20 protein-coding genes and 1 tRNA gene are annotated in these 21365 nt (G+C 49.3%); 14 read left to right on the plus strand and 7 right to left on the minus strand.

Annotated features, from left to right (window positions below; translation table 11 throughout):
• Positions 1–5: 5 nt before the first annotated feature.
• The 5 genes from NW211_RS03345 to NW211_RS03365 all read right to left on the minus strand — a co-directional run bounded on the left by NW211_RS03345 (position 6) and on the right by NW211_RS03365 (position 5957).
• Entirely contained in the window at positions 6–803 is a 798-nt protein-coding gene (locus NW211_RS03345) for a DUF5672 family protein (RefSeq protein WP_258326910.1), read from the minus strand.
• Positions 800–1930: a glycosyltransferase family 4 protein gene (locus tag NW211_RS03350; protein WP_087407883.1), complete on the minus strand. Its 1131-nt coding sequence runs from the start codon at positions 1928–1930 to the stop codon at positions 800–802. Before NW211_RS03350 ends, NW211_RS03345 begins: the two co-directional genes overlap by 4 nt.
• A gap of 9 nt (positions 1931–1939) precedes the next feature.
• Positions 1940–2908: a glycosyltransferase family 2 protein gene (locus tag NW211_RS03355; protein WP_087407882.1), complete on the minus strand. Its 969-nt coding sequence runs from the start codon at positions 2906–2908 to the stop codon at positions 1940–1942.
• Positions 2908–3885 carry a glycosyltransferase family 2 protein gene (locus tag NW211_RS03360; protein ID WP_258326911.1) on the minus strand — a complete coding sequence of 326 codons (978 nt, stop codon included), beginning with the start codon at positions 3883–3885 and terminating at the stop codon, positions 2908–2910. The genes NW211_RS03355 and NW211_RS03360 overlap by 1 nt, the downstream gene beginning before the upstream one ends.
• Positions 3886–3959: 74 nt before the next feature.
• Positions 3960–5957 carry a glycosyltransferase gene (locus NW211_RS03365; protein ID WP_258326912.1) on the minus strand — a complete coding sequence of 666 codons (1998 nt, stop codon included), beginning with the start codon at positions 5955–5957 and terminating at the stop codon, positions 3960–3962.
• Positions 5958–6191: 234 nt separating this feature from the next.
• Here NW211_RS03365 and NW211_RS03370 point away from each other — a divergent pair, with 234 nt between their 5' ends.
• Positions 6192–7076: a glycosyltransferase family protein gene (locus tag NW211_RS03370; RefSeq protein ID WP_258326913.1), complete on the plus strand. Its 885-nt coding sequence runs from the start codon at positions 6192–6194 to the stop codon at positions 7074–7076.
• Positions 7077–7085: 9 nt separating this feature from the next.
• On the opposite strand, the gene NW211_RS03375 is transcribed toward NW211_RS03370, so the two are convergent.
• A complete protein-coding gene (locus NW211_RS03375) occupies positions 7086–7787 on the minus strand; it encodes a DNA alkylation repair protein (protein WP_258326914.1) in 702 nt (233 codons plus the stop codon).
• Positions 7788–8408: 621 nt separating this feature from the next.
• On the opposite strand from NW211_RS03375, the gene NW211_RS03380 reads away from it, so the two are divergent.
• From NW211_RS03380 to deoC, 8 genes are all read left to right on the plus strand, one after another.
• Positions 8409–9641, plus strand: a complete 1233-nt coding sequence (locus tag NW211_RS03380) for a nucleoside recognition domain-containing protein (protein WP_258326915.1) — start codon at positions 8409–8411, stop codon at positions 9639–9641.
• Between the two features lie 200 nt (positions 9642–9841).
• Positions 9842–10255: an rRNA maturation RNase YbeY gene (gene ybeY, locus NW211_RS03385; RefSeq protein ID WP_087407875.1), complete on the plus strand. Its 414-nt coding sequence runs from the start codon at positions 9842–9844 to the stop codon at positions 10253–10255.
• Positions 10256–10333: 78 nt separating this feature from the next.
• Positions 10334–12208: a tRNA uridine-5-carboxymethylaminomethyl(34) synthesis enzyme MnmG gene (mnmG, locus tag NW211_RS03390; RefSeq protein ID WP_258326916.1), complete on the plus strand. Its 1875-nt coding sequence runs from the start codon at positions 10334–10336 to the stop codon at positions 12206–12208.
• Between the two features lie 74 nt (positions 12209–12282).
• Positions 12283–12807, plus strand: a complete 525-nt coding sequence (locus tag NW211_RS03395; protein WP_087407873.1) for an adenine phosphoribosyltransferase — start codon at positions 12283–12285, stop codon at positions 12805–12807.
• 6 nt (positions 12808–12813) lie between these two features.
• Entirely contained in the window at positions 12814–14610 is a 1797-nt protein-coding gene (gene uvrC / locus NW211_RS03400) for an excinuclease ABC subunit UvrC (protein WP_087407872.1), read from the plus strand.
• Positions 14611–14846: 236 nt separating this feature from the next.
• Positions 14847–15299, plus strand: coding sequence for a D-aminoacyl-tRNA deacylase (gene dtd, locus NW211_RS03405; protein ID WP_087407871.1), 453 nt, complete (start codon positions 14847–14849; stop codon positions 15297–15299).
• Between the two features lie 6 nt (positions 15300–15305).
• Positions 15306–15647: a nucleotide pyrophosphohydrolase gene (locus NW211_RS03410; protein WP_087407870.1), complete on the plus strand. Its 342-nt coding sequence runs from the start codon at positions 15306–15308 to the stop codon at positions 15645–15647.
• Positions 15637–16530: a deoxyribose-phosphate aldolase gene (gene deoC, locus NW211_RS03415; protein ID WP_258326917.1), complete on the plus strand. Its 894-nt coding sequence runs from the start codon at positions 15637–15639 to the stop codon at positions 16528–16530. The genes NW211_RS03410 and deoC overlap by 11 nt, the downstream gene beginning before the upstream one ends.
• Positions 16531–16619: 89 nt before the next feature.
• On the opposite strand, the gene NW211_RS03420 is transcribed toward deoC, so the two are convergent.
• The gene (locus NW211_RS03420) at positions 16620–17696 is read right to left on the minus strand and encodes a mannose-1-phosphate guanylyltransferase (protein WP_087407868.1); all 1077 of its coding nucleotides are present in this window, start codon (positions 17694–17696) and stop codon (positions 16620–16622) included.
• Positions 17697–17839: 143 nt separating this feature from the next.
• On the opposite strand from NW211_RS03420, the gene NW211_RS03425 reads away from it, so the two are divergent.
• The 5 genes from NW211_RS03425 (at position 17840) to NW211_RS03445 (ending at position 21021) form a co-directional block, all read left to right on the plus strand.
• Positions 17840–17923: transfer RNA gene (locus NW211_RS03425), tRNA-Leu, on the plus strand.
• Positions 17924–18508: 585 nt separating this feature from the next.
• Positions 18509–18847 carry a TerB family tellurite resistance protein gene (locus NW211_RS03430; RefSeq protein WP_258326918.1) on the plus strand — a complete coding sequence of 113 codons (339 nt, stop codon included), beginning with the start codon at positions 18509–18511 and terminating at the stop codon, positions 18845–18847.
• 4 nt (positions 18848–18851) lie between these two features.
• Positions 18852–19214 carry a hypothetical protein gene (locus NW211_RS03435; RefSeq protein WP_258326920.1) on the plus strand — a complete coding sequence of 121 codons (363 nt, stop codon included), beginning with the start codon at positions 18852–18854 and terminating at the stop codon, positions 19212–19214.
• Positions 19204–19809 (plus strand): hypothetical protein, encoded by a 606-nt coding sequence (locus NW211_RS03440; protein ID WP_258326921.1) that lies wholly within the window; start codon positions 19204–19206, stop codon positions 19807–19809. The genes NW211_RS03435 and NW211_RS03440 overlap by 11 nt, the downstream gene beginning before the upstream one ends.
• Before the next feature lie 3 nt (positions 19810–19812).
• On the plus strand, positions 19813–21021 hold the full coding sequence (locus NW211_RS03445; protein WP_258326923.1) for a hypothetical protein: 1209 nt from the start codon (positions 19813–19815) through the stop codon (positions 21019–21021).
• The last annotated feature ends 344 nt before the right edge of the window (positions 21022–21365 follow it).

Here is a 21365-nt window from a genome sequence, read left to right on the forward strand (position 1 = left end):
TGCGATTAGCCGTGTCTAAGTGTTTGGATATGTTGTTCCCAAAAGGGCAACATATTTTTTTTGCTCCAGCCGTGACACCCGAAGGGCAACCGGTGGCCGTTGAGTTCGTAGCAGACGGCCGGGTTCTTGTCGAACGAGAATTGGAGCGCCTCTTGCCAGTGGGGTATCTTCAGCCGCTCTTGGTCGCGGTTGGCTTCGAGACTCCAGAAAATATCTTCGTTGTAGAAATCGACCCCGGGATGGCTCAAATAACGGGCTACTTGCGGTTCCATGTCGCGAGCGGTGCGTGCAAAGAGGGCGATGCGCCGCAACGACAGCCCGCCGTTGCCTACCCGGTAGTAGAGCTGGCTGTAGTCCGAAGCCCCCGCCACCCGGTTGAGAGCCCGTTTCAGGCGATTGAAGAGGCGATAGTAGAGCCGGCCGTATTTGGGTTTGGGTATCCAGGGAGCCCCTATATAGTCGTAGCCGCGGGCACACCAGTCGTCGAGGTTGTCGGCGAAGACCCAGGCATCGGGCTGATAGATGAGCATGTATTCCCACTGCTCGAAAGCCTCGTAGAACTCGGGCGACATCATGAGTCGGTTGTAGGCGGCGATGCCCAGGAAACAGGTATCGGGGAAGTTGACCACGAGGTCGGCCGGGTAGAGGTCGGTAAGTGGCTTCGGGTCGAGCGACCGGGGCTTTACGAAGCACTTGTCGTAAGCGGAGAGTACCTCGAAGCACCGACGCAGCGAAGCGTGCTCCCAATCGTTCAGTCGAGTTGTATAGATGGGTATGACGATGATTACCGAGGGCTTGTTCATGACTTTGCAGGATTGATGATAGCAGTAAAATCTTGGGCGAATGAATGGACCGAGAAGCGGTTCTCGACCGAATCCAGTGCATTCTGTTTCAAGGTAGAGAGGTCTTGCCGGCGTAGCAAGATGATTTTGCGGGCCAGGTCATGGGCATCGTCGCGGTTGTAGAGAAAACCGTTGTATCCCTCCCGAATCAGTTCCCGGCCGAAAGGTTTGTCGGGAACAACGACGGGCAGCCCGCATTTGAGTCCCTCAACGATTACCCGGCCGAAACATTCAAAACCCGAGCATACCAGGGCGGCGTCGGCCTGTATGAGGTAGTCGTGGGGGTGAATGGTGTGCTCGACAATCGAGACATTCGATTCCAGTTTGTAGGCAATGACGCTTTCCTTGATTTCCTGGGCATATCGGCTGTGGTTGCCGCCGATGAGCAGCAGGTGTGTGTCGGGGTACTCTTTCACGACCTCGCGAAAGGCCTCGATGGCGATATGTTGTCCCTTGTTGGGCTCGAAATTGGCCAGCATGCCTATGGTGAAGGGCTGGTCGACCCGGGGACGTGCGGGGGGCACGATGTCGACCGACTGGTACACGACCTCTATTTTCCCGGCTTCGGGGAAATGGGCTTTGTAATATTCGCCTACGAAATCGGAGGGGACGATGATTTTCTGCGACAGGGCACCGACTTGTTTGAGGCTTTTCCCTTCGTTGAAAAGGTAGACCAGATTGCGTGCCAACGGGGGAATTTCGTGTATGAACCAATAGTGTGTGATGTTCTCTTCCCGTGCTGCCCAGGCACCGATGGGGGTCGCCAGGGTGTTGGTGATAGCTATGTCGGGGGCGACGGTGCGGAGGTAATTGCGGGTTTGGCGTATGGCATTACGCTTCTGTATGTTGAAGAGAAGCCGCTTGCGCCAGCCGTTCTTTTTGGGACGAACCAGCCACCAGGGTTGTCGTATGAAGGCATACCCCGACAGGTAGGGACGAGACATTTCCCATAATTCGTCTTGTCCCGGGAAGACCACATAGATTTCCCACGACTCGTGGGCTTGCTTTATTCCTTTGATGAGGTCGAGCAAGCAGCGTTCGGCGCCGCCGTTGGCGCGTTTTCCATGCGAAAAGAAGAGAATCTTCATGGTTTGTGTCTATTTTATTTTCCGGGTGAAGAGATAATACCGAGCCATCAGCTTGCCCCAAAATTCGCTGCGGGCATAGGCTTTCAGCAGTTTGCGATAATGGCGGGCGGGGCGCTGGTGCAGCAGCCCCGGGAATTGTTTCTCGATTTCCATGGCTCGCAGGGCCAGGCGTCGGGCCTCGCCGAACCAGCGTTTGCTCAACAACAGGACGATGGCTCCCAATTCGACATTGGCAAGAGCTTTTTCTACTTGTCGATAGGTAGGCTTGTCGGCATAGAAACGCCGTTGCAGTTGAGGATACAGTTCGATGTCACGAGCCTTTTTTTCGGAGAACCCGCTCAGGGTGGCCGAGCCGCTGTGAATGACATAGTGCAACAGCGGGTGTGACTCGAGTACCACGATTTTGCGGGCAAAGTAGGTCAGTTGCGAGGCCAGATAGGCGTCCTCGCCATAGCTCAATCCTTTTTCGACATGTACCCCGGCGTATAGCGACCGCTTGTGCAGGAACGACCACACGGCCCAATAGTTGCGGCAAAAGGCCAGGGAGTAGAAAAACGATACCGAATCGTAGGTTCCCGGTGTAGGGTTGGAGGCTTTCTTGCGGTTTTCACTTTCGAGCCAAAAGGGGAGTACTACCATATCGGCCTGTTCGTCGACAGCTTTCCGGTAGAGCAGTTCGATGGCATCGGGTTCGAGGAAGTCGTCGCCATCGAGATATTGTATGTATTCTCCCCGGGCAGCCTCCACACCGTGTTTGCGGGCATAGGCTACTCCCTCGTTGGGTCGGTCGATGATTACGATGCGGGGGTCTTGTCGGGCAAACCGGGCGACAATCTGGGGCGAGTCGTCGGTACTGCCGTCGTTGACAACAACGATTTCCAGGTCGGTAAAAGTTTGACCGACAACCGACTGCAAGCAGGTTTCGAGCTGCTTGCCCACGTTGTAAACGGGAATGACGACAGAGACTCGGGGTGCCATTACTTGATTTTCTTTTTGCAAATATAATACTGGGCATACAATCTTCCTAATACCCGGCTGTGGGCATAGAGAGTGAAGAGTTTGCGGAAGGCCCGTATCTGGGGGACGTTCCTGAGGTCGGGGTATTGGCGCAAGATGGCGAGCGACTCCCGGCTCAGCCGGTGGGCATCTTTGAACCATCGCTTGCTCAACAGGGTGTTATAGGCCTGTATGCGGATAGCCCCGAGCTCTTTTTGCAGCAAGTTGTATTCGGGTTTATCTTTGAAAAAGTCGTTTACCAGGTCGGGATAGAGCAATATATCCCGGGCTTTTTGCTCGCTGAACCTGCTGTTGGTGATGGAGCTATTCCGTATGATATAGTGCATGAGAGGCTTGCCTTTGATGACAGCTATACGTGAGGAGTAGTAGGTTAATTGTGTGGTGAGGTAAACATCTTCGCCGTAGCTTAGCCCTTTGCAAAAGGTGACATGGTCATACAGGTTGCGCTTGTGCAGGTAGCTGAATACCGACCAATGGGCTCGGGTGAAAGCAATTTCGGAGAAGTATTCCAGCCCGGTGTAGCTTTCGCGACCCGGCACGAGCGAGTGCTGCGACTGGCCGGTCTCGGGATAGTCGATTACGAAAGGCGCTATAGTCATGTCGGCATCAGTTTCCCGGGCTTGGGCATATATCAGCTCGATAGCATCGGGTTCGAGGTAATCGTCGCCGTCGAGGTGGTAGATATAGGTGCCCCGGGCAGCCTCTACACCCGATTTGCGGGCATAGGCGAGCCCTTCGTTCGACTTGTCGATGACCACGATGCGTGAATCCTGTCGGGCAAATCGGGCAATGATCTGGGGCGAGTCGTCGGTACTGCCGTCGTTGACGACAACGATTTCCAGGTCGGTAAAGGTTTGCTCCACGACCGAGGAGAGGCATTTTTCGAGGTATTTGCCTACGTTGTAAACGGGAATGATGACCGATACTTGGGGTGTCATGCTCTTGTCGTTTTTTCTTTTTTGTAAAAGTAGTGATTATACGGCAATAGGCTCGTGGGTTGGCAAAGAGATTTTTATTTGCGGGCTTCGCGACGGATAAGTTCGCGGGTGTTGCGTATGAAGTCGGGCACGTTGTGTACCTGTTTTACATATTCATATCCGGCGATGGAGAGAGTTTTCCGCTTCTCTTCGTTCTCCATGAGGGAGCGAATGGCCTCGACGAAAAGGTCGATTTTGTCGAATCCGTCGCCCAGCACGGGGCCGGTATAGACCCCGAATTTCTCGGTGAGCTCCTCGGGATTCTGGCAGCTCACCAGCAGGGTTCCGCAGGCGAGTGCTTCGAGGAAGGTCACGGGCAGAGCTTCGTGTATGGAGGTGTTGACAAGAATTTTGGCTTCTTTGATATAGTTGAATTTTTCTTCTCCCTCGACATGTCCCGTGAAATGCAGGTTTTTGATTCCCGACCGGTATTGCGCCATGACCGAGTCGTTCTGTGCTTTTTCGCGGAAGGATTGCCCCAGCATGTAGAACTCGTACTCGGGCATGCGTTTGGCTATCTCGCAGAAGAGCCAGCCTCGCTTTACCGACTCGATGCGGCCGATGAAGATGATGTGGTTTTTCTTGGGGAAATTCTTCACGTCGAATTGGGGGTCGATATCTACCGGGTTGGGCAGATAGGCGATGGGGGTCTCGGGCGAGAGTCGGTAGAGGCAACGTGCCTTCTCGATGAGGAACCGGCCCTGGGTAACGAAGGTGACACGCCCCTCGGTGTAAAGGCGGTGTACGAGTTCGTAGACCTCGGTATTCCAGTAGCACGACTCGGGGAAAAGTTTGACGGTTTGTATTTCGAGCCAGTCCTTCCAGGGCCTCGGGTCTTGTACCCACAAAAGCAGCCGCTTGTTGGGGTTGGGTTCGTATTTGAGGAACGAGCTGGTGAGCTCGATGGAGAAGTAGAGGTCGTAGTTCTTTCTCTTCAGCCAGGCAGCGGCATATTTCCGTCCGGGCAGCACATATACGTCGACGTTGTCTACCCGGGTTTTGGTCGCTTTTTTCTTTTTCCGCTGGTAGTCGAGCCGTAGCAATACGTCGATTTGTATATCGTCGCAAGGTATATATTTGGCTATATAGTGTCGTGCCAGAAAACCGTATCCGCCGAATGCCGTTCCGGCACCGCCGAAAAACTCGTCGATGAGCAGGGCCACGCGTATGGGGCGAGACGACTCTTTCGGTTTGCGGGAAAAGAGGTGGGTCAGTCGTTTCAACATGGAGTCTTTTTTTAGCGTATCGTTATAAGGTGTTTTTTTCAGATAGTCGAAATACAGGTGTTTCAAGGGGTTGGCACAGACCTCGCCGCACCAGGGCTTGCGTTCGCCGGTATAGTGAATGATGGTGGCTTCGGCCCGTTGGTCGGGGTGTTTGAAGGCGTTTTCGGTCGTGAAGTTGAACCTCTCGGGCAGAGCCTTGATTTTGCCCCGGCACACGAGATTGATGATGTCCTGGTCCTGAAATTTTATTTTGCAGGGCGGCTGTGCGGTGGCCTGTGACAAGAGTCGGCCGGTGTGTTCCTCTCTCATTCTTTTCAGATTGAGCAGGAGTACCCCGGCGTTGATGTAGAGTTCGTCGAGCGACATGCCTATCTCGGGCTTGTAGTAGATGTTCTCAATCCACAAATCGGGGACCCCGGCACAGATATAGTCGGTTATATCGGTCTGCCACAAGGCTTTGAGCGGGCCGTTTACCACCAGGTCGCAGTCGAGATAGAGGGCTTTGTCGAGTTGGGGAAACCACTCGGCGATGGCATACCGGTAGTAGGTTTGCAGGGTGATGTACCCGATGTTGAGGTTGAAGTTGCGGAAGTCGGTATCGTCGACGATGTGGAAATGTATCGTGTGGTGGCTGTATCGTTGCCCGAGCGACGAGAGTTTCTGCCGGTTCTCGGGCGAGATATAGTCCGAGAGGAGGTAGATGTCGAAGAAGTCGTCGGGGTTGTTCTCCAGGAGGGAAACTATTGTCGTGCAACAGTGCCGACAGTAGGTGTCGTTCAAGGCGAAAAACAGGTGAATGTGTTCCATTTCGGGGTGACTTGGTTATTTTTTTCGATATAAAACGGCGATTGGTCGAAATAATATGTACGAAAAATATTGTTGCTTTATCTTTGACAAAGATAATATTTATAAATTGATGCCTGTAAATAACCGATTGAAAAATTGGAGTGCTGAGAGCTTGATTTGAAAGATTTTCGGGATAGAGGCATTGCTTGAAAAAAGTATCCGTGTGGATATGTTGTAGGCAGGAGGTTTGTTGTTATGATTTCTATCATCGTTTGTTCCATTAATCCGGCCAAGGCAGAGGCATTCCGGACAAATGTTCTCGAAACGATAGGGTTGCCTTGCGAATTTATTATTTATGACAACAGGGAGGCTGGTGACAGTATTACCCATGTGTATAACCATTGCGCCGAGAAGGCAAAAGGGGAGTATCTCTGCTTTGCACATGAGGATATTTTTTTCAGGACACCCAACTGGGGCGAACGCATCGTGTCGCTGCTGCAGACACCAACGACCGGGGTCGTGGGCTTTGCCGGTTCGATGGCCAAATTGGCTACCTATTCGGGGTGGGGCTCGCTGAAGCAATACACGCGCTACAACTATATTCAACGGTTCAGAGACGGCTCGATCAAATATTTCATTACCAACCCCGACAAGGTGTCGGCTTCGCCGGTGATTGTGCTCGATGGCATGTGTCTGTTCATGCGTCGGAACGTGTGGGCCGAGTTTCGGTTCGACGAGGATACCTTCCGCGGATTCCATCTGTACGACCTGGATATTTCGATGGCCGTGGGTCAGAAGTATACCAACTATGTGACGAACGATATATTGCTGGAACACTTTTCGGAGGGCTCGTACAACCAGGCTTGGCTCGACGATACGGCCAAGTTTCACAAGAAATGGGCCGACCGTTTGCCCTTCTACCTCAAGAAACCCAACTCGCTGGTAGCCTATTTCAGAGAGATAAAGATGTCGTTTCGCTTTATCAGAATGTTGATGAAGAAACGGGTGGGGAGTTGGGATTTTATCGAGACTTGCTGTCACGAGCATTTCAAGCGCTACTACTGGCATATCAGTTCGCTCAAACTGCTGCAACGCCTTTACAAGTACAAACGTCAGTGGCGTCGCGAGGGCAGACTTTGAATCATATTTCTATTTTTGCATGTAATGTTTGCGCTCCTCGGGTGTGAATCGCTCGATGGCATAGCGTAGCATGGTGCGCGGCATCTGTCGGTAACGGGTGTCGAGGAATCGGCACAGGCGGGCTTTGTCTTTCTTGCCGACCTCGCGCAACATCCAACCCGTAGCTTTGCGTATGAGGTCGTGCTCGTGGTGGAGCAGCAGGTCGGCCAGAGCCAGGGTATCGTCGAGGTGACCGCGGCGAATCCATTGCCAGGTGGCGACGATGGCGATACGCTGTTCCCAAAGCTGTGGGCTTTGAGCCAGACGGTAGAGCGGGGCATGGTCGCGGTGTTCGAGATAGCCCCCTACGATTTGCGAGGCCGAGAGGTCTACCAGGTCCCAGTTGTTGATACAAGCGGTGTGGGCCAGATAGGTGTTGTACAGGGCCGTGCGTTGGGCTTCGTCGGCTTTCTTGAACTGCTCGACCATGCAGAGGAGAGCTGCCATGCGCAACTCGTGCACAGGACTATGCAGCAGAGTGGTGAGTTCGGCAAGTGGAGTGTCGAGGTATTGCTTGGCGATACTTCGTGTGACAGGAACGGGCACCCCGATGAAAATATCGTTTTCGCTATATTCTCCCTTTCCGGTTTTGAAGAATCCCGAGAGAACTTTTGCTTTTGCCGGATTGGCTGCTGCCCGGATGGCTTTCTCGATATCTTGAGCTGTGTGCATGGTGATGTGTCATTTGGAACAAAGGTAGTGAATTTTTCGACTGGTCGATTGCGGAGGTTTGTTGCTTTTTAAAACAGTTGTCGATGACAATATTTCAAATTGTTAAAATAGAGGCTCCTGGCTGAAAAAATGACGCATAGGTAATCGAAAGAAAGAAAATATTCGATTCTCCAGAAGATAAAAATTAGATAATTGTTTGATTTGTAGTGATATATGTGCGTTTTGGAACGTGCAAAAAAAACGCGAAATAGAACGGTGTCGGCTGGCCTGTTGTTGCCCTCTCTCTTTTTAAGCCTCGAGCGAGTGTGCGACTCTCTAAAATGGCTGTTTTCTGAGAAAACAGGATGCGGCTCGGCATAGTCAAATGTTGAAAACTTGGTTTTCCATTTGCCTCTGCTCTCAGCTTTCACTATCTTTGAAGAAGATAGGATACGGTTCGGCATAAAAAATATCTGAAACAAGTTTCGATATTTCATTCTGCGCTCACCTTTCACTATTTTTACAGAAAACAGGATGCGGCTCGGCATAGTCAAATGTTGAAAACTTTGTTTTCCATTTGTCTCTGCGCTCGCCTTTCACTATTTTTGTCCCAAGAAACGAAAAACATTCAAAAACAGTCGTATGGTTCTTAATTACATCTGGATTGCATTTTTTGTCATTGCCTTTGTGGTGGCGGTGGTACAGACTGTAGTGTATGGCAATACGGCCATTTGGACCGACATAATGAATGCTTCGTTCTCTTCGGCCCGTACCGCCTTCGATATTTCGTTGGGGTTGACGGGTGTTCTCACCTTGTGGCTCGGTTTGATGAAAATCGGCGAACGGGGTGGTATGGTGGCCGTGCTGTCGCGCCTGATTAGTCCGCTCTTTACCCGCCTGTTTCCGGGGGTACCCAAGGGGCATCCGGCTTTGGGTTCGATGTTTATGAATGTTTCGGCCAATATGCTGGGACTCGACAATGCCGCTACCCCGCTGGGGCTGAAGGCCATGAAGGAGTTGCAGGAACTGAACCCCAAAAAAGACACGGCCACCGATGCGATGCTGATGTTTCTGGTGCTGAATGCCTCGGGGCTTACCCTGATACCCATCGGGGTGATGACCTATCGGGCTCAGATGGGGGCGGCCAATCCGTCGGACGTTTTTCTGCCTATTCTCATCGCCACCTTTATGGCTACTTTTGTAGGGCTTCTGGCCTTGTGTATCAAGCAGCGTATCAATATCTTCGATCGGGTAATCGTGCTGTGGGGACTCGGGCTCACCGTTTTTGTGGGCGGGGTCTTCTACTACTTTTCGTCGTTGCCCGAAGACAAGATTTCTACCTACTCGGCTTTTGCCGCCAACAGCATCCTGTTTACCATTATCGTGGTCTTTATCGTCTCGGGTCTGGTGAAGCGTATCAATGTCTACGATGCCTTTATCGAAGGGGCCAAAGAGGGCTTTAAGACGGCGGTGATGATCATTCCCTACCTGGTGGCTATTCTGGTAGCCATCGGGATATTCCGGGCCTCGGGAGCCATGGATTATATTGTCGAGGGCTTTGCTTCCTTCTTCGGGTGGTTGGGTATCGATACCGAGTTTGTGGGCGCGCTGCCTACGGCGCTGATGAAGTCGCTGAGCGGTAGCGGTTCGCGAGGGATGATGGTCGATGCCATGTCGACCTACGGAGTCGATTCGTTTGTAGGTCGGGTGGCCTGTACCGTGCAGGGTTCGACCGATACCACCTTCTACATATTGGCCGTTTACTTCGGTAGCGTAGGGGTGCGCAAGACCCGTTATGCCGTGGGGTATGCTCTGCTGGCCGATGTGATAGGGGCCATTTCGGCCATTACGGTCTCTTATTTCTTCTTCAAATAGAAAGGAACGGAATAAATGTGTATCTTTGACCGTATGCTGCGAAATGCGGCCTGTGTGGCGATGGAAACAATCTGGACAGGGTAGAACGGTCTGACCTCTTCAGGAGGTTGTGAATGCCTCTCCTGCACGAATATACTTGCTTCTCCCCCGGGTTTGCACTATCTTTGCAGTGACAATAAGAATATAAAAAAGTACGAGTTATGGCTGTGAGTTATTTTGCCGAAGATGTCAAGATGCCGGCGATAAAAAAGAGAGAAACGACCGATTGGATTCGTCGGGTCGCTTCGGGGTACGGGAAAAAATGCGGCGATATAGCCTATATTTTTTGCTCCGACGAGAAGATTCTCGAGGTGAACAAGGCCTATTTGCAGCATGACTATTATACCGATGTCATCACCTTCGACTATACCGAGGGCGATAAGATAAGCGGCGATATTTTCATCAGTGTGGATACGGTCCGTTCCAATGCCGAACAGTTTGGGACCGACTACGACGAGGAGCTCCATCGCATCATCATACACGGCATTCTGCACTTGTGCGGAATCAACGATAAAGGACCGGGTGAGCGCGAAGCGATGACCCGTTGTGAAGACGAGGCTCTGAAACTGAGATAATCGAGAAACAGATATGACCAGGGGGGTGGGGAAGCGTTCGCTTTTTCTCCCCCATAGGTCATGGAGAAATACAATACAATGGATTTTAATTACGATGTAATCGTGGTGGGTGCCGGTCATGCCGGTTGCGAAGCGGCATGCGCTTCGGCCAATCTGGGTTCGAAGACCTTGCTTATCACAATGGATATGAACAAGATAGCTCAGATGAGCTGCAATCCGGCCGTGGGTGGAATTGCCAAGGGTCAGATTGTTCGCGAAATCGATGCTTTAGGTGGTTTCATGGGTATTGTGACCGACGAGACGGCCATCCAGTTCCGGATGTTGAACCGCTCGAAAGGGCCTGCCATGTGGAGCCCCCGTTCGCAGAGCGACCGCGCCAAGTTTATCACGACCTGGCGTTCGATTCTCGAGAATACAGACAACTTGTATATGTGGCAAGATTCTGTAAATCAGATTCTTGTAAAAGACGAAAGGGTAACGGGCGTAGTTACGGCCATGAATGTAACCTTTACCGCCAAATGCGTGGTGCTCACGACCGGTACCTTTATGAACGGTCTGATGCACATCGGCCGCACCAAGTTGCGTGGCGGTCGTATTTCGGAGCCGGCTTCGTACGGAATCACCGAGCAATTGGTCGAACTGGGCTTTACGGCCGGCCGTATGAAAACGGGTACTCCGGTGCGTATCGACGGCCGCAGCATCCACTTCGAAGAGGCGGCCGAGCAGCGGGGCGAGAACGATTTCCATAAATTCTCGTTCCTCGATTTTCAGCCCCGCCCGTTGAAACAGCGCAGTTGCTGGACCATCTATACCAACGAGCACGTGCACGATATTCTTCGTGCCGGGTTGCCCGATTCGCCCCTTTACAACGGGCAAATCCAGAGTATCGGGCCCCGTTATTGCCCCAGTATCGAGACCAAAATCGTGACTTTCCCCGATAAAACGGAGCACCAGCTCTTTCTCGAACCCGAGGGCGAGACGACGCAGGAGTATTACCTCAACGGCTTCTCTTCGTCGCTTCCGCTCGATGTGCAGGTGCGGGCTTTGCAGGCGATTCCGGCGTTGCGCGACGTGCGCATTTATCGACCGGGATATGCCATCGAATACGACTATTTCGACCCCACCCAGCTGAATCATAACCTCGAGACCAAGCAGATTGCCAACCTCTTTTTTGCCGGTCAGATAAACGGAACAACCGGTTACGAAGAGGCCGGAGGGCAGGGGCTTATTGCCGGTATAAACGCTCATATCAACTGTCACGGCGGTGCGCCGTTTACATTGGGACGCGACGAGGCCTATATCGGTGTGCTCATCGACGATCTGGTGACCAAGGGGGTCGACGAGCCTTATCGTATGTTTACGTCGCGGGCCGAATACCGTATCTTGCTGCGTCAGGACGATGCCGACATGCGGTTGACCGAGCGCTCTTATCGGTTGGGGTTGGCCAAGTCTGACCGCTACGATTTGTTGCGGGAGAAGCGGGATAGGATAGACCATTTAATCCATTTTGCCGAACATTATTCGATAAAACCGGCCTATATCAACGCCGGGCTGGAGGCTTTGGGTACTACGCCGCTGAAACAGGGAGTGCGGTTGATTGACTTGGTTTTACGTCCGCAGCTCGATTTGGCACAGCTCTCGCAACTGGTTCCGGCTTTGAAACGGGAGTTGGATTCAATCAAAAACCGACGCGACGAAATTGTAGAAGCTGCCGAGATAAAGATGAAGTATCAGGGCTATATCGATCGCGAAAAGATGATTGCCGAGAAGATAGCCCGACTTGAACATATTCGCATAAAAGGACGATTCAAGTATAGCGAGATACATGCGCTGTCGACCGAAGCCCGTCAGAAACTGGAACGAATCGACCCCGAAACCATCGCACAGGCTTCGCGTATACCAGGCATCTCGCCGAGCGATATAAACATCTTGTTGCTGCTGTGCGGACGTTGATGTTTCACGTGAAACAAAATCGGGCAAAGCCTTATTACAAAAGGGAAGGACAAACAAAATAACAAGAATAAAAAATGAGTTTAGAGATTATTAAAAGCAAGATTCGCGACGTGGTCGATTTCCCGCAAAAGGGAATTGTATTTAGAGATTTGACAACGGTATTCAAAGAGCCCGACTGCTTGAAAGAGTTGTCGGATATGCTCACCCGTATGTATGCCGAGAAGGGGATAACCAAAGTGGTGGGCATAGAGTCGCGTGGTTTTATCATGGGACCTATTGTGGCTACCCGCATCGGGGCCGGATTTGTGCCCATGCGTAAACCGGGCAAGCTGCCCGCCGAGACCTGGCAGGAGAGTTATACCAAGGAGTATGGGGTAGATGTAATCGAGATTCACAAGGATGCCCTTTGCGAAAACGACGTGGTCCTGTTGCACGACGATTTGCTGGCAACGGGTGGAACCATGCTGGCTGCCTATAAGCTGGTGAAACGGTTTAATCCGAAAAAAATCTATGTCAATTTCCTGGTCGAACTGGAGTTCTTGAAGGGCCGCGAGGCTTTCCCCGACGATGTCGAGGTAGAGGCTCTTATCAAATATTGATACGGATTGATCGAGAAAAACGAAAATATTAAGAACAAACTTGCCCTCTTGCCCGATACACCTGGCGTGTATCAGTATTTCGACAAGACGGGCAAGATTATCTATGTGGGGAAGGCGAAGAACCTGAAGCGTCGGGTCTCTTCGTACTTCAACAAGGTGCACGATTCGGCCAAGACGAATATGCTGGTGAAGAATATCTATGACTTGCAGTATATCGTCGTGAAGACCGAAGAGGATGCCCTGCATCTCGAAAACAGTCTGATCAAGGAGTACAAGCCGCGTTACAATGTCTTGCTCAAGGACGATAAAACTTACCCGTGGATTTGCTTGCGGAACGAGCATTTTCCACGGGTATTTCTTACCCGTAGGGTGAATAAGGATGGCTCGAAATATTATGGCCCGTATGCCAACGTGCATTTGGCCAAGACGGTGCTGGCGTTGATACGCGAGCTCTATCCGATACGCACCTGCAACTATGCGCTTACCCCCGAAAACATCGCAAAAAAACGGTTCCGGGTCTGTCTGCAATACCACATCAAAAACTGTAAAGGGTGTTGCGAGGGGAAGATTTCGGAACAGGAGTACGACGGTTATATCGAGCAGGTGCGCCAGATTCTCAACGGCGATATTCACCAGTTGAGCCGTCACCTGTTGGAGGAGATGCAGAGTCTGTCGGCCGAGCTTCGTTTCGAGGAGGCGCAGGCGATTAAGGAGAAGTACGATTTAATCGAGAAATATAAGGCCAAGTCGGTTATCGTAAATCCGTCGTTGCACGAGATTGATGTCTTTTCTTACGATGAAGACGAGGGGGTAGCTTTCGTCAACTATATGCACGTGCGGGGTGGGTCGATTGTACAAAGTATCACCATCGAGTATAAGAAAAAACTCGATGAATCGGCTCCCGAAATTCTGTCGCTGGGTATTGCCGAGCTGAGGTCGCGGTTTGGCAGTAAGGCCCGGGAGGCTCTGGTTCCCTTCCTGCCCGAGTCGAGTTTCGACGATGTGGAATTTGTGGTTCCGCAACGGGGTGATAAGAAGAAATTGCTGGCGGTCTCGGAGCAGAACGTGAAGCAGTACAAGATAGACCGGCTGAAGCAAAACGAAAAGCTGAATCCCGAGCAGCGGGTGATGCGGGTGCTTTCGCGCATCCAGCAAGATTTTCGTTTGCCCGAACTGCCGTGGCATATGGAGTGTTTCGATAACTCCAATATCCAAGGCACCAATCCGGTGGCTTCGTGCGTGGTCTTCAAGAAGGGGAAACCCTCGAAAAAAGATTACCGACATTTCGATATTAAGACCGTGGTGGGTCCCGACGACTTTGCCTCGATGCGCGAAATTATCTATCGTCGTTATCGTCGGTTGCTCGACGAAGGGGAGGAGCTGCCGCAGCTGATCATAGTCGATGGCGGCAAGGGGCAGTTGAGTGCCGCACTGGAGTCGCTCGAGGCGTTGGGCCTGCGGGGCAAGGTGCCCATCGTGGGTATTGCCAAGCGGTTGGAAGAAATCTATTTTCCCGGCGATTCACTGCCGCTCTATATCGACAAAAATTCGGAGTCGCTGCGGGTGATTCAGCACATGCGCGACGAGGCTCACCGGTTTGGTATAACCTTCCACCGCAACAAGCGGAGCAAGGGGCAGGTGAAGTCGGCTCTCGATTCCATTGCCGGAATAGGGCCAAAAACCCGCGATGCATTGTTGACGCACTTCAAGAGTGTGAAGCGCATCAAAGAGGCGTCGGAGGCCGATTTGGCCTCGGTGGTGGGCGAGGCCAAGGCCCGCATCATCAAAGAGCATCTGGTTTGATTTTTATATAGTTGATTATCAGTGTTATAAATATACCATACAAGGGCAATTCCGTTTAATTGGGAAGCGATAGCTTATCGCTGACCTGAGGGAGAAGGATGAAATAAAATTTGTTTCTGTTGTCGTTTGTATTATCTTTGTGCTTTACGCAGAGGGGAGTATGAATTGCGCCGGTCGGTTAAGATCGGGTGGGGGATAGGCTCGACATCTGCACCGATAAAAATGGAGAGTTTCACATGAGAGTAGTTGTTCAACGGGTAAAGCGGGCTTCGGTAACGATAGGCGGTGAGTTGCATTCGTCAATCGGTCGGGGGCTCTTGATTTTGCTGGGCGTGGAAGAGAGCGACGAGCTTTCGGAGCTCGAATGGCTGGTCAAGAAGTGTGCCAACCTGCGCATTTTCGACGATGAAAACGGGGTGATGAACCGCTCGTTGCTCGATGTGGGCGGCGAGGCCATGGTGGTGAGCCAGTTTACGCTGCTGGCCTCGACCAAGAAGGGGAACCGCCCGTCGTACATACGCGCTGCGGGTCACGAGGTGGCTGTGCCTATGTACGAGGCCTTCTGCCGGCGTTTCTCCGAGGAGGTGGGTCGACAGGTCGCCACGGGTGTTTTCGGAGCTGACATGCAGGTAGAATTGATAAATGACGGCCCGGTGACCATTTGCATGGATACCAAAAACAAGGAGTAAGGAATTATGACAATCAAAGAGGCACAAGAACAGGTAGACGCCTGGATCAAGAGTGTGGGGGTGCGATACTTCAGCGAGCTGACCAATATGGCCATCCTGACCGAAGAGGTGGGCGAGGTGGCCCGTATCATTTCGCGCCGCTACGGCGACCAGTCGTTCAAGCCGGGCGAAGAGGCGCAGAGCGACCTGTCGGACGAGTTGTGCGACGTCTTCTGGGTGCTGCTTTGCCTGGCCAACCAGACGGGCGTGGACCTGACCGCTGCATTCGAAAAGAATATCGAGAAGAAAACCAATCGAGATAAAACAAGACATATCAATAATCCTAAACTGACCAAACATGGAGAATAAACTGGACAAATACGAAGAAATGTTGAGTCGGTACAACACCGATTTGGACGATGCTCAAGTAGCGGCTGCCGTAGAGAAAATCGTTCGCGACAATCTGGCCGCAAACAGTACACCCGATGTGTACAAGTTTTTGTTCCACTGCATCGACCTGACGTCGCTGCATACCGAGGATAACACCGAGTCGATTACGCGCATGACCAAGCGGGTGAACGATTTTGAAGAGGAGCATCCCGAGATGGACAACGTGGCTGCCATTTGTGTCTATCCCAACTTTGCCGGAACCGTTCGCGCCAACCTCGACGTGTCGGCCGTGAATATTGCTGCCGTATCGGGCGGTTTCCCCTCGTCGCAGACCTTTACCGAGGTGAAGGTAGCCGAGACGGCTCTGGCCGTTGCCGACGGGGCCGACGAGATTGATATTGTAATCAACGTAGGCAACTTCCTGGCCGGGAATTACGAAGAGATGTGCCAGGAGATCGAGGAGCTGAAACACGCCTGCAAGGAGTCGCATCTGAAGGTTATCCTCGAATCAGGTGCCTTGAAGACGGCTTCGAACATCAAGAAGGCCTCGCTGCTGTCCATCTATTCGGGGGCCGATTTCATCAAGACATCGACCGGTAAAACCGAGCCCGCCGCTACGCTCGAGGCTGCCTATGTGATGTGCCAGGCCATCAAGGAGTATTACGAGCAGACGGGAACCATGATTGGCTTCAAACCGGCCGGAGGCATCTCTACGACGGTCGACGCCGTGAAATATTATTGCGTGGTCAAAGAGGTGCTGGGCGAGCAATGGCTCAACAACGAGCACTTCAGAATCGGTGCCAGCCGGTTGGCCAACAACCTGCTCACCGACATTTGGGGCGTCCCCACCAAATTCTTTTAATCGAGACCGTTTGGTGTACGCTAAATAACAGGAAGAGCCGGAGGAAAACCTCCGGCTCTTCCTGTATCGTGTCGACGCTGTACGACGGTTTAGATGTAGGTATCGTCGAAAGCCATCTTGGCGTCGGTTACAAACTGTTTAATTTTCTGCTCCTCGCTCTTGGGGCAAATGAGCAGCACGTTGTCGGCCTCGGCAATGATGTAGTCCTTCAGCCCCTCGACAACCACCAGCTTGTCGCCCTTCACGGCAATGACGTTGTTTGTGGTGTTGTAGAGCAGGGTCTTGCATCCCTGGGCCACGTTGCCGTCTTTGTTTTTGGGCGAGTGGTCATACAGGGCGCTCCACGAACCCAGGTCGCTCCAGCCGAAGTCGGCACAAAGAACGAATACGTTCGAGGCCTTCTCCATCACACCAAAGTCGATCGAAATGTTGGGACAAGCCGCAAAATTCTCGTCGATAAACTGTTTCTCGGCCGGCGTATTGAATACCTCGTTATGCTCTTCGAATCGGTTGGAAATATCGGGCAGGAATCTCTGGAAGGCGTTGATAATCGTCTGTACATTCCAGATAAATATACCCGAGTTCCAGAAGAATTCGCCGCTCTCGACAAACATCTTGGCAAACTCGAGGTTGGGTTTCTCGGTAAAGGTCTTTACCGTTTTGATGTCACCCTCGGCATCCTCGCCAATCTGTATGTAGCCATATCCCGTTTCGGGTCGGTTGGGCTTGATACCCAGTGTGAGCAGAGCCGGATATTTAGCTACGAATTCGAGACCCTGATTTACGCAGCGGGCAAACTCATCCTCCTTGAGAATGAGGTGATCGGAGGGAGCCACCACGATGTTGGCCTTGGGGTTGATTGCCCGGATATGATACGAGGCCCAGGCAATACAAGGAGCCGTGTTGCGGCGAGCCGGCTCCAAAAGAATATTCTCGGCCGGCAGGTCGGGGAGCTGTTCCTTGATCAGGTCGACATAGATTTCGTTGGTGACGATGAAGATGTGATCCTTGGGTATGATTTTGGCGAAACGGTCGAAACTCATTTGGAGCAACGAACGCCCAATTCCGAAGAAATCGAGAAATTGTTTCGGTCTGTTGTTTCGGCTGAACGGCCAAAAGCGGCTTCCCACGCCGCCTCCCATAATTACGCAATATCTATTTTCCATGGGCGAGCCATTTTTTTATGTTAATTATTCCGCTAATGTAATTATTTTTTATTAGAAAGATGTATCAATCAACTTTTTTTGAAAAAAAACACAGATTATTTGGCGCATTCAAAATCTATCCTTACCTTTGCCACGTCTTTTCTGCCCAGATGGCGGAATCGGTAGACGCGCTGGTCTCAAACACCAGTGGATTAACCTCCATGCCGGTTCGATCCCGGCTCTGGGTACGAGGGAATCGGCTAAGTAATTGAATATCAATACTTAGCCGATTTTATTTTGTACCTATTGTTCCCGCTTTGTTCCCACACGGACTTATTCGCCAGCTCTTTAAATGAGATTGAATACGCTTAAATATTATTCCTCTTGCAATATTATTGAATATATGGAAAGGCGATTAGTATTGTCGGGGAATTGAGTATTCGTGAAAATCAATATATTAAGTCTATCATGGGCCAATAGAGGTACAAACAGATAATAAAATAAGTATCAAATCACTGATTTTTATCTAAATAAGATTGTATATCACGGAAATTCCCTATCTTTGTATTTGGTGAGAGGCGACTCTTTCCAAGACATATTGAAAATAAGAGGCGTTATGTCTTCTTCTTGTGTGATTAAAGCCTAGGAAACTGAACATCACGAATGCAAGAGATGGCGTAATGGTCTCCACGCATATGCGTGGGGCTGTTATTCCCACATCTTCATTCAAGGTTTTCCTAGCACCTAATCACAGAGACGTGGCATACAGTTCCACGCTTCGTGGTTTAATAAGTAAAAGCAGATAGGAACTGATAGGCATATGTATTTGAACTATGAATTTGGATTTGTCGTACAAAGAGAAAATAGCTATTTTATACGCTATTAAATGCATGATGGCGGCTGATGGAACCGTTGTTTCTCAAGAAATGGATTTATTGAACAAGATTTGTTCAATGATGCATGTTGGACAAAATGAGTTTAATCAAGCATTGGAAATGCAAAATGAAACAGCTGTACATATTCTAAAAGATATGTCGCAAGACAAAAGAAATTTATTAGCATACTTCCTTCAGGATATGGCACGAGTAGATGGACACATTGACGATAGGGAAAGAATGTATTTTCTCAAGTTAAACGAAGCATTGAAATTTACTAATTTACATAATATTTGAGATTATGGAAACATTCGTGGAAATAACAAATAGCGCAAAAGTGCGTAGCAATACGAATTTAGTTATCTCTGGAATCCAAGCAAACATGAATACTTGGAAACAGTACTCTTTCTACCCAAACAAGGGGGTAGTAGGTGTTATAATTGGCGAAGCGCAATGTTGTGAAGGTAGCATACTGATAGTACGCTGTGGAGATAAAATAATTGTACCAGTTCTCCCCGAGGGAGTACATGAAATCACTTATTCAGAGTATACGTCAAGATACCCTCAAAATATGCAGGTAGGCAAGGCAAGTAGTCAGCAAATGAACAGTGTGTTTGATGTTGATGAAATGATGGACTCTTTTGGAAAAATGTTTGGATTTTAAAATTATTGCTATTATGATAGATATGACACCTGCCCTTACAGAGGGAACGAATAATCTTATTACATGGAGGAATAGATATTCAAGTACCGAATATCCCCGAAAAATTGTACTGAATATCTTTTATAGACGCTATACCATGAGCAAAATGTGGAATGATTTGATGAATATTGTCAATCAAAAATCATACAATTCATTCCAAGGGGCAGCTATGGCCTTAGAAAAACTTTACTCAAAAACGGCAGTAACCAAAGTTCAGCCTTTTTTAGAATCGTGGATTAATAACAATCCAGACGAGATTGTTGGTGCAATTCATTATAGAGATTTTATCGGCTTAATCCAAAGAGTTCAGATGGGAAGCAAGCCTGCAAAAGAAGAACTGGAGTTCTCTTATCTTCATTATCTGATAAGTGATAAGGCTACGTTGGCGTGGGCAGCTTTCTGTGCGACTGGGATTTCGCCGCTAAAAGCGATTACAGAAGTTTCTGGTGCAATTATCCAACCGATGCCTTTAAATGACTATAACACATTAACTGTTGGGTTAGGTCAATTATATACTACTCGTTTTTTGCAAGACAGATATACCCCATTGCCATAAATTATGAACGAAGATTTGAGCTCATTCCTGGCTGGTCATCCATTAGCTTATGAATTTATTCGTCAGCTAAAAGGAAAGAAATTCAGCGACATAAGCCAATATGCCGCTGAATTTCAGACATATTGCAAAGGAAAACAGATTCCAGATTTTGACAATGAACTATGGTTCAAAATCCTGCAAGAGAAAATTGCCTTATTTAAGGCAAAAAAATATACCGAATTTTACCAAATTGGCGATAATGAAAGGCGGCATATTACTTTAGGACAGTTTAACCCATATCTGAAATTAGAAGAGTATGACTTGGAAGATTTTATTAAGGAATGGGAAAGCAGGAGAACTGGTCAAAGGGAATATACAGACGAACAAAGCCTACGGTATAAATCATATAGAGAATGTTGGTTATATGAAGTCTATACATATGACGAGGCCTTTTTAGAGAAATACAAACATGCTGCCCACCCATTGATTCAATCCACCATTGGTAAAGCTCTAATTGCTGGTGGAGAACACAGAGGAATAGGATATCTTTTCAATGCACTCACAAGAGCAGTTGTAATGCCTAACATATACTGGCATAATGAAAGAGCCATAATCGGGTATATTGAATCAATATGGGAAGTAATCCGTCTCAGTAAACTTGCTCAAATATCTGGAAATGAAGAAGGAATTGATGAACCTCTAATCTTCTGTAAATTGCTCAGATTATTGTTTTTGTATATGAGTAGATATATTGAACTTAATCCTAATAAAATAAAAACAGCAGATATCTATTCCAATCGCGCGGAGTTGTTCTATTTCTTTCCAACAGAAATGCAAAGTTTGTTTATTGATGGCGGTTTTTATGCCATTATTCCAGACTTACAATTTTCTTCTGATAAATTTCTCGCTTATCGTACCGCTTCACAAACTTGTCCAGAATTAGTCAGCGGTTTTTATATACAATGTCTATGGGACTCTAAAAAGATGTACCAATATGGTAACCTCAATTATCCGACAATAGATGGAGGTTATACCGTGATAGAGGATGCAGGATGGATGGAAATTATAGAAAGATGCAGAATACGCTCACGAGTTGTCGCACAGCAAATCTACGACAAAGACTCACAAGGAAATATTTATTTGACAAGAAAACAGATTGAGCGGTTGTTCTTCCGTATTTTGGCTGCTGGTGTTGACTTACATAAAGACATGAAAGATTTGCGTAATAGTTAACATTCCCCAATAATCAATATGTTTGTGGTCTTTTAAGGTATTGATTAGATTTTAAGGACTGTGTCCTAAACGTGGAAGTAGAGAAAGAATTGCTCGCCCGACATTCGGGGTTAATGACATCATACAAGAGAATAAAAGTTTTAAATTTCATCGTGGCAACACAGTAATAAAAAGTATAAAATAAGGCTTCTAAAATTCCTTTTCACCATTTATTTTTGTATCTTTACGAACTCTAAAAGAGTTGTTTGGCAGAATGAATTTCACCGCATATCACAGAAAATGCGACTGTCGCCAAGTCATTACCCCACTCTTTGAGAAAAGCTCATAAGTGGTTTATTTCTAAT

It is taken from the genome of Barnesiella sp. ET7 (assembly GCF_024733785.1).
GTDB lineage: Bacteria > Bacteroidota > Bacteroidia > Bacteroidales > Barnesiellaceae > Barnesiella > Barnesiella merdigallinarum.

Excerpts from the sequence above, each read along its gene's own strand:
- NW211_RS03360 (WP_258326911.1), bottom strand. The coding sequence starts at position 3,885 with ATGACACCCCAAGTATCGGTCATCATTCCCGTTTACAACGTAGGCAAA.
- dtd (WP_087407871.1), top strand. The coding sequence starts at position 14,847 with ATGAGAGTAGTTGTTCAACGGGTAAAGCGGGCTTCGGTAACGATAGGC.
- NW211_RS03420 (WP_087407868.1), bottom strand. The coding sequence starts at position 17,696 with ATGGAAAATAGATATTGCGTAATTATGGGAGGCGGCGTGGGAAGCCGC.
- deoC (WP_258326917.1), top strand. The coding sequence starts at position 15,637 with ATGGAGAATAAACTGGACAAATACGAAGAAATGTTGAGTCGGTACAAC.
- NW211_RS03355 (WP_087407882.1), bottom strand. The coding sequence starts at position 2,908 with ATGGCACCCCGAGTCTCTGTCGTCATTCCCGTTTACAACGTGGGCAAG.
- ybeY (WP_087407875.1), top strand. The coding sequence starts at position 9,842 with ATGGCTGTGAGTTATTTTGCCGAAGATGTCAAGATGCCGGCGATAAAA.
- NW211_RS03380 (WP_258326915.1), top strand. The coding sequence starts at position 8,409 with ATGGTTCTTAATTACATCTGGATTGCATTTTTTGTCATTGCCTTTGTG.
- NW211_RS03350 (WP_087407883.1), bottom strand. The coding sequence starts at position 1,930 with ATGAAGATTCTCTTCTTTTCGCATGGAAAACGCGCCAACGGCGGCGCC.
- mnmG (WP_258326916.1), top strand. The coding sequence starts at position 10,334 with ATGGATTTTAATTACGATGTAATCGTGGTGGGTGCCGGTCATGCCGGT.
- NW211_RS03365 (WP_258326912.1), bottom strand. The coding sequence starts at position 5,957 with ATGGAACACATTCACCTGTTTTTCGCCTTGAACGACACCTACTGTCGG.
- NW211_RS03410 (WP_087407870.1), top strand. The coding sequence starts at position 15,306 with ATGACAATCAAAGAGGCACAAGAACAGGTAGACGCCTGGATCAAGAGT.
- NW211_RS03375 (WP_258326914.1), bottom strand. The coding sequence starts at position 7,787 with ATGCACACAGCTCAAGATATCGAGAAAGCCATCCGGGCAGCAGCCAAT.
- NW211_RS03435 (WP_258326920.1), top strand. The coding sequence starts at position 18,852 with ATGGAAACATTCGTGGAAATAACAAATAGCGCAAAAGTGCGTAGCAAT.
- NW211_RS03395 (WP_087407873.1), top strand. The coding sequence starts at position 12,283 with ATGAGTTTAGAGATTATTAAAAGCAAGATTCGCGACGTGGTCGATTTC.
- NW211_RS03345 (WP_258326910.1), bottom strand. The coding sequence starts at position 803 with ATGAACAAGCCCTCGGTAATCATCGTCATACCCATCTATACAACTCGA.
- NW211_RS03445 (WP_258326923.1), top strand. The coding sequence starts at position 19,813 with ATGAACGAAGATTTGAGCTCATTCCTGGCTGGTCATCCATTAGCTTAT.
- NW211_RS03370 (WP_258326913.1), top strand. The coding sequence starts at position 6,192 with ATGATTTCTATCATCGTTTGTTCCATTAATCCGGCCAAGGCAGAGGCA.
- NW211_RS03430 (WP_258326918.1), top strand. The coding sequence starts at position 18,509 with ATGAATTTGGATTTGTCGTACAAAGAGAAAATAGCTATTTTATACGCT.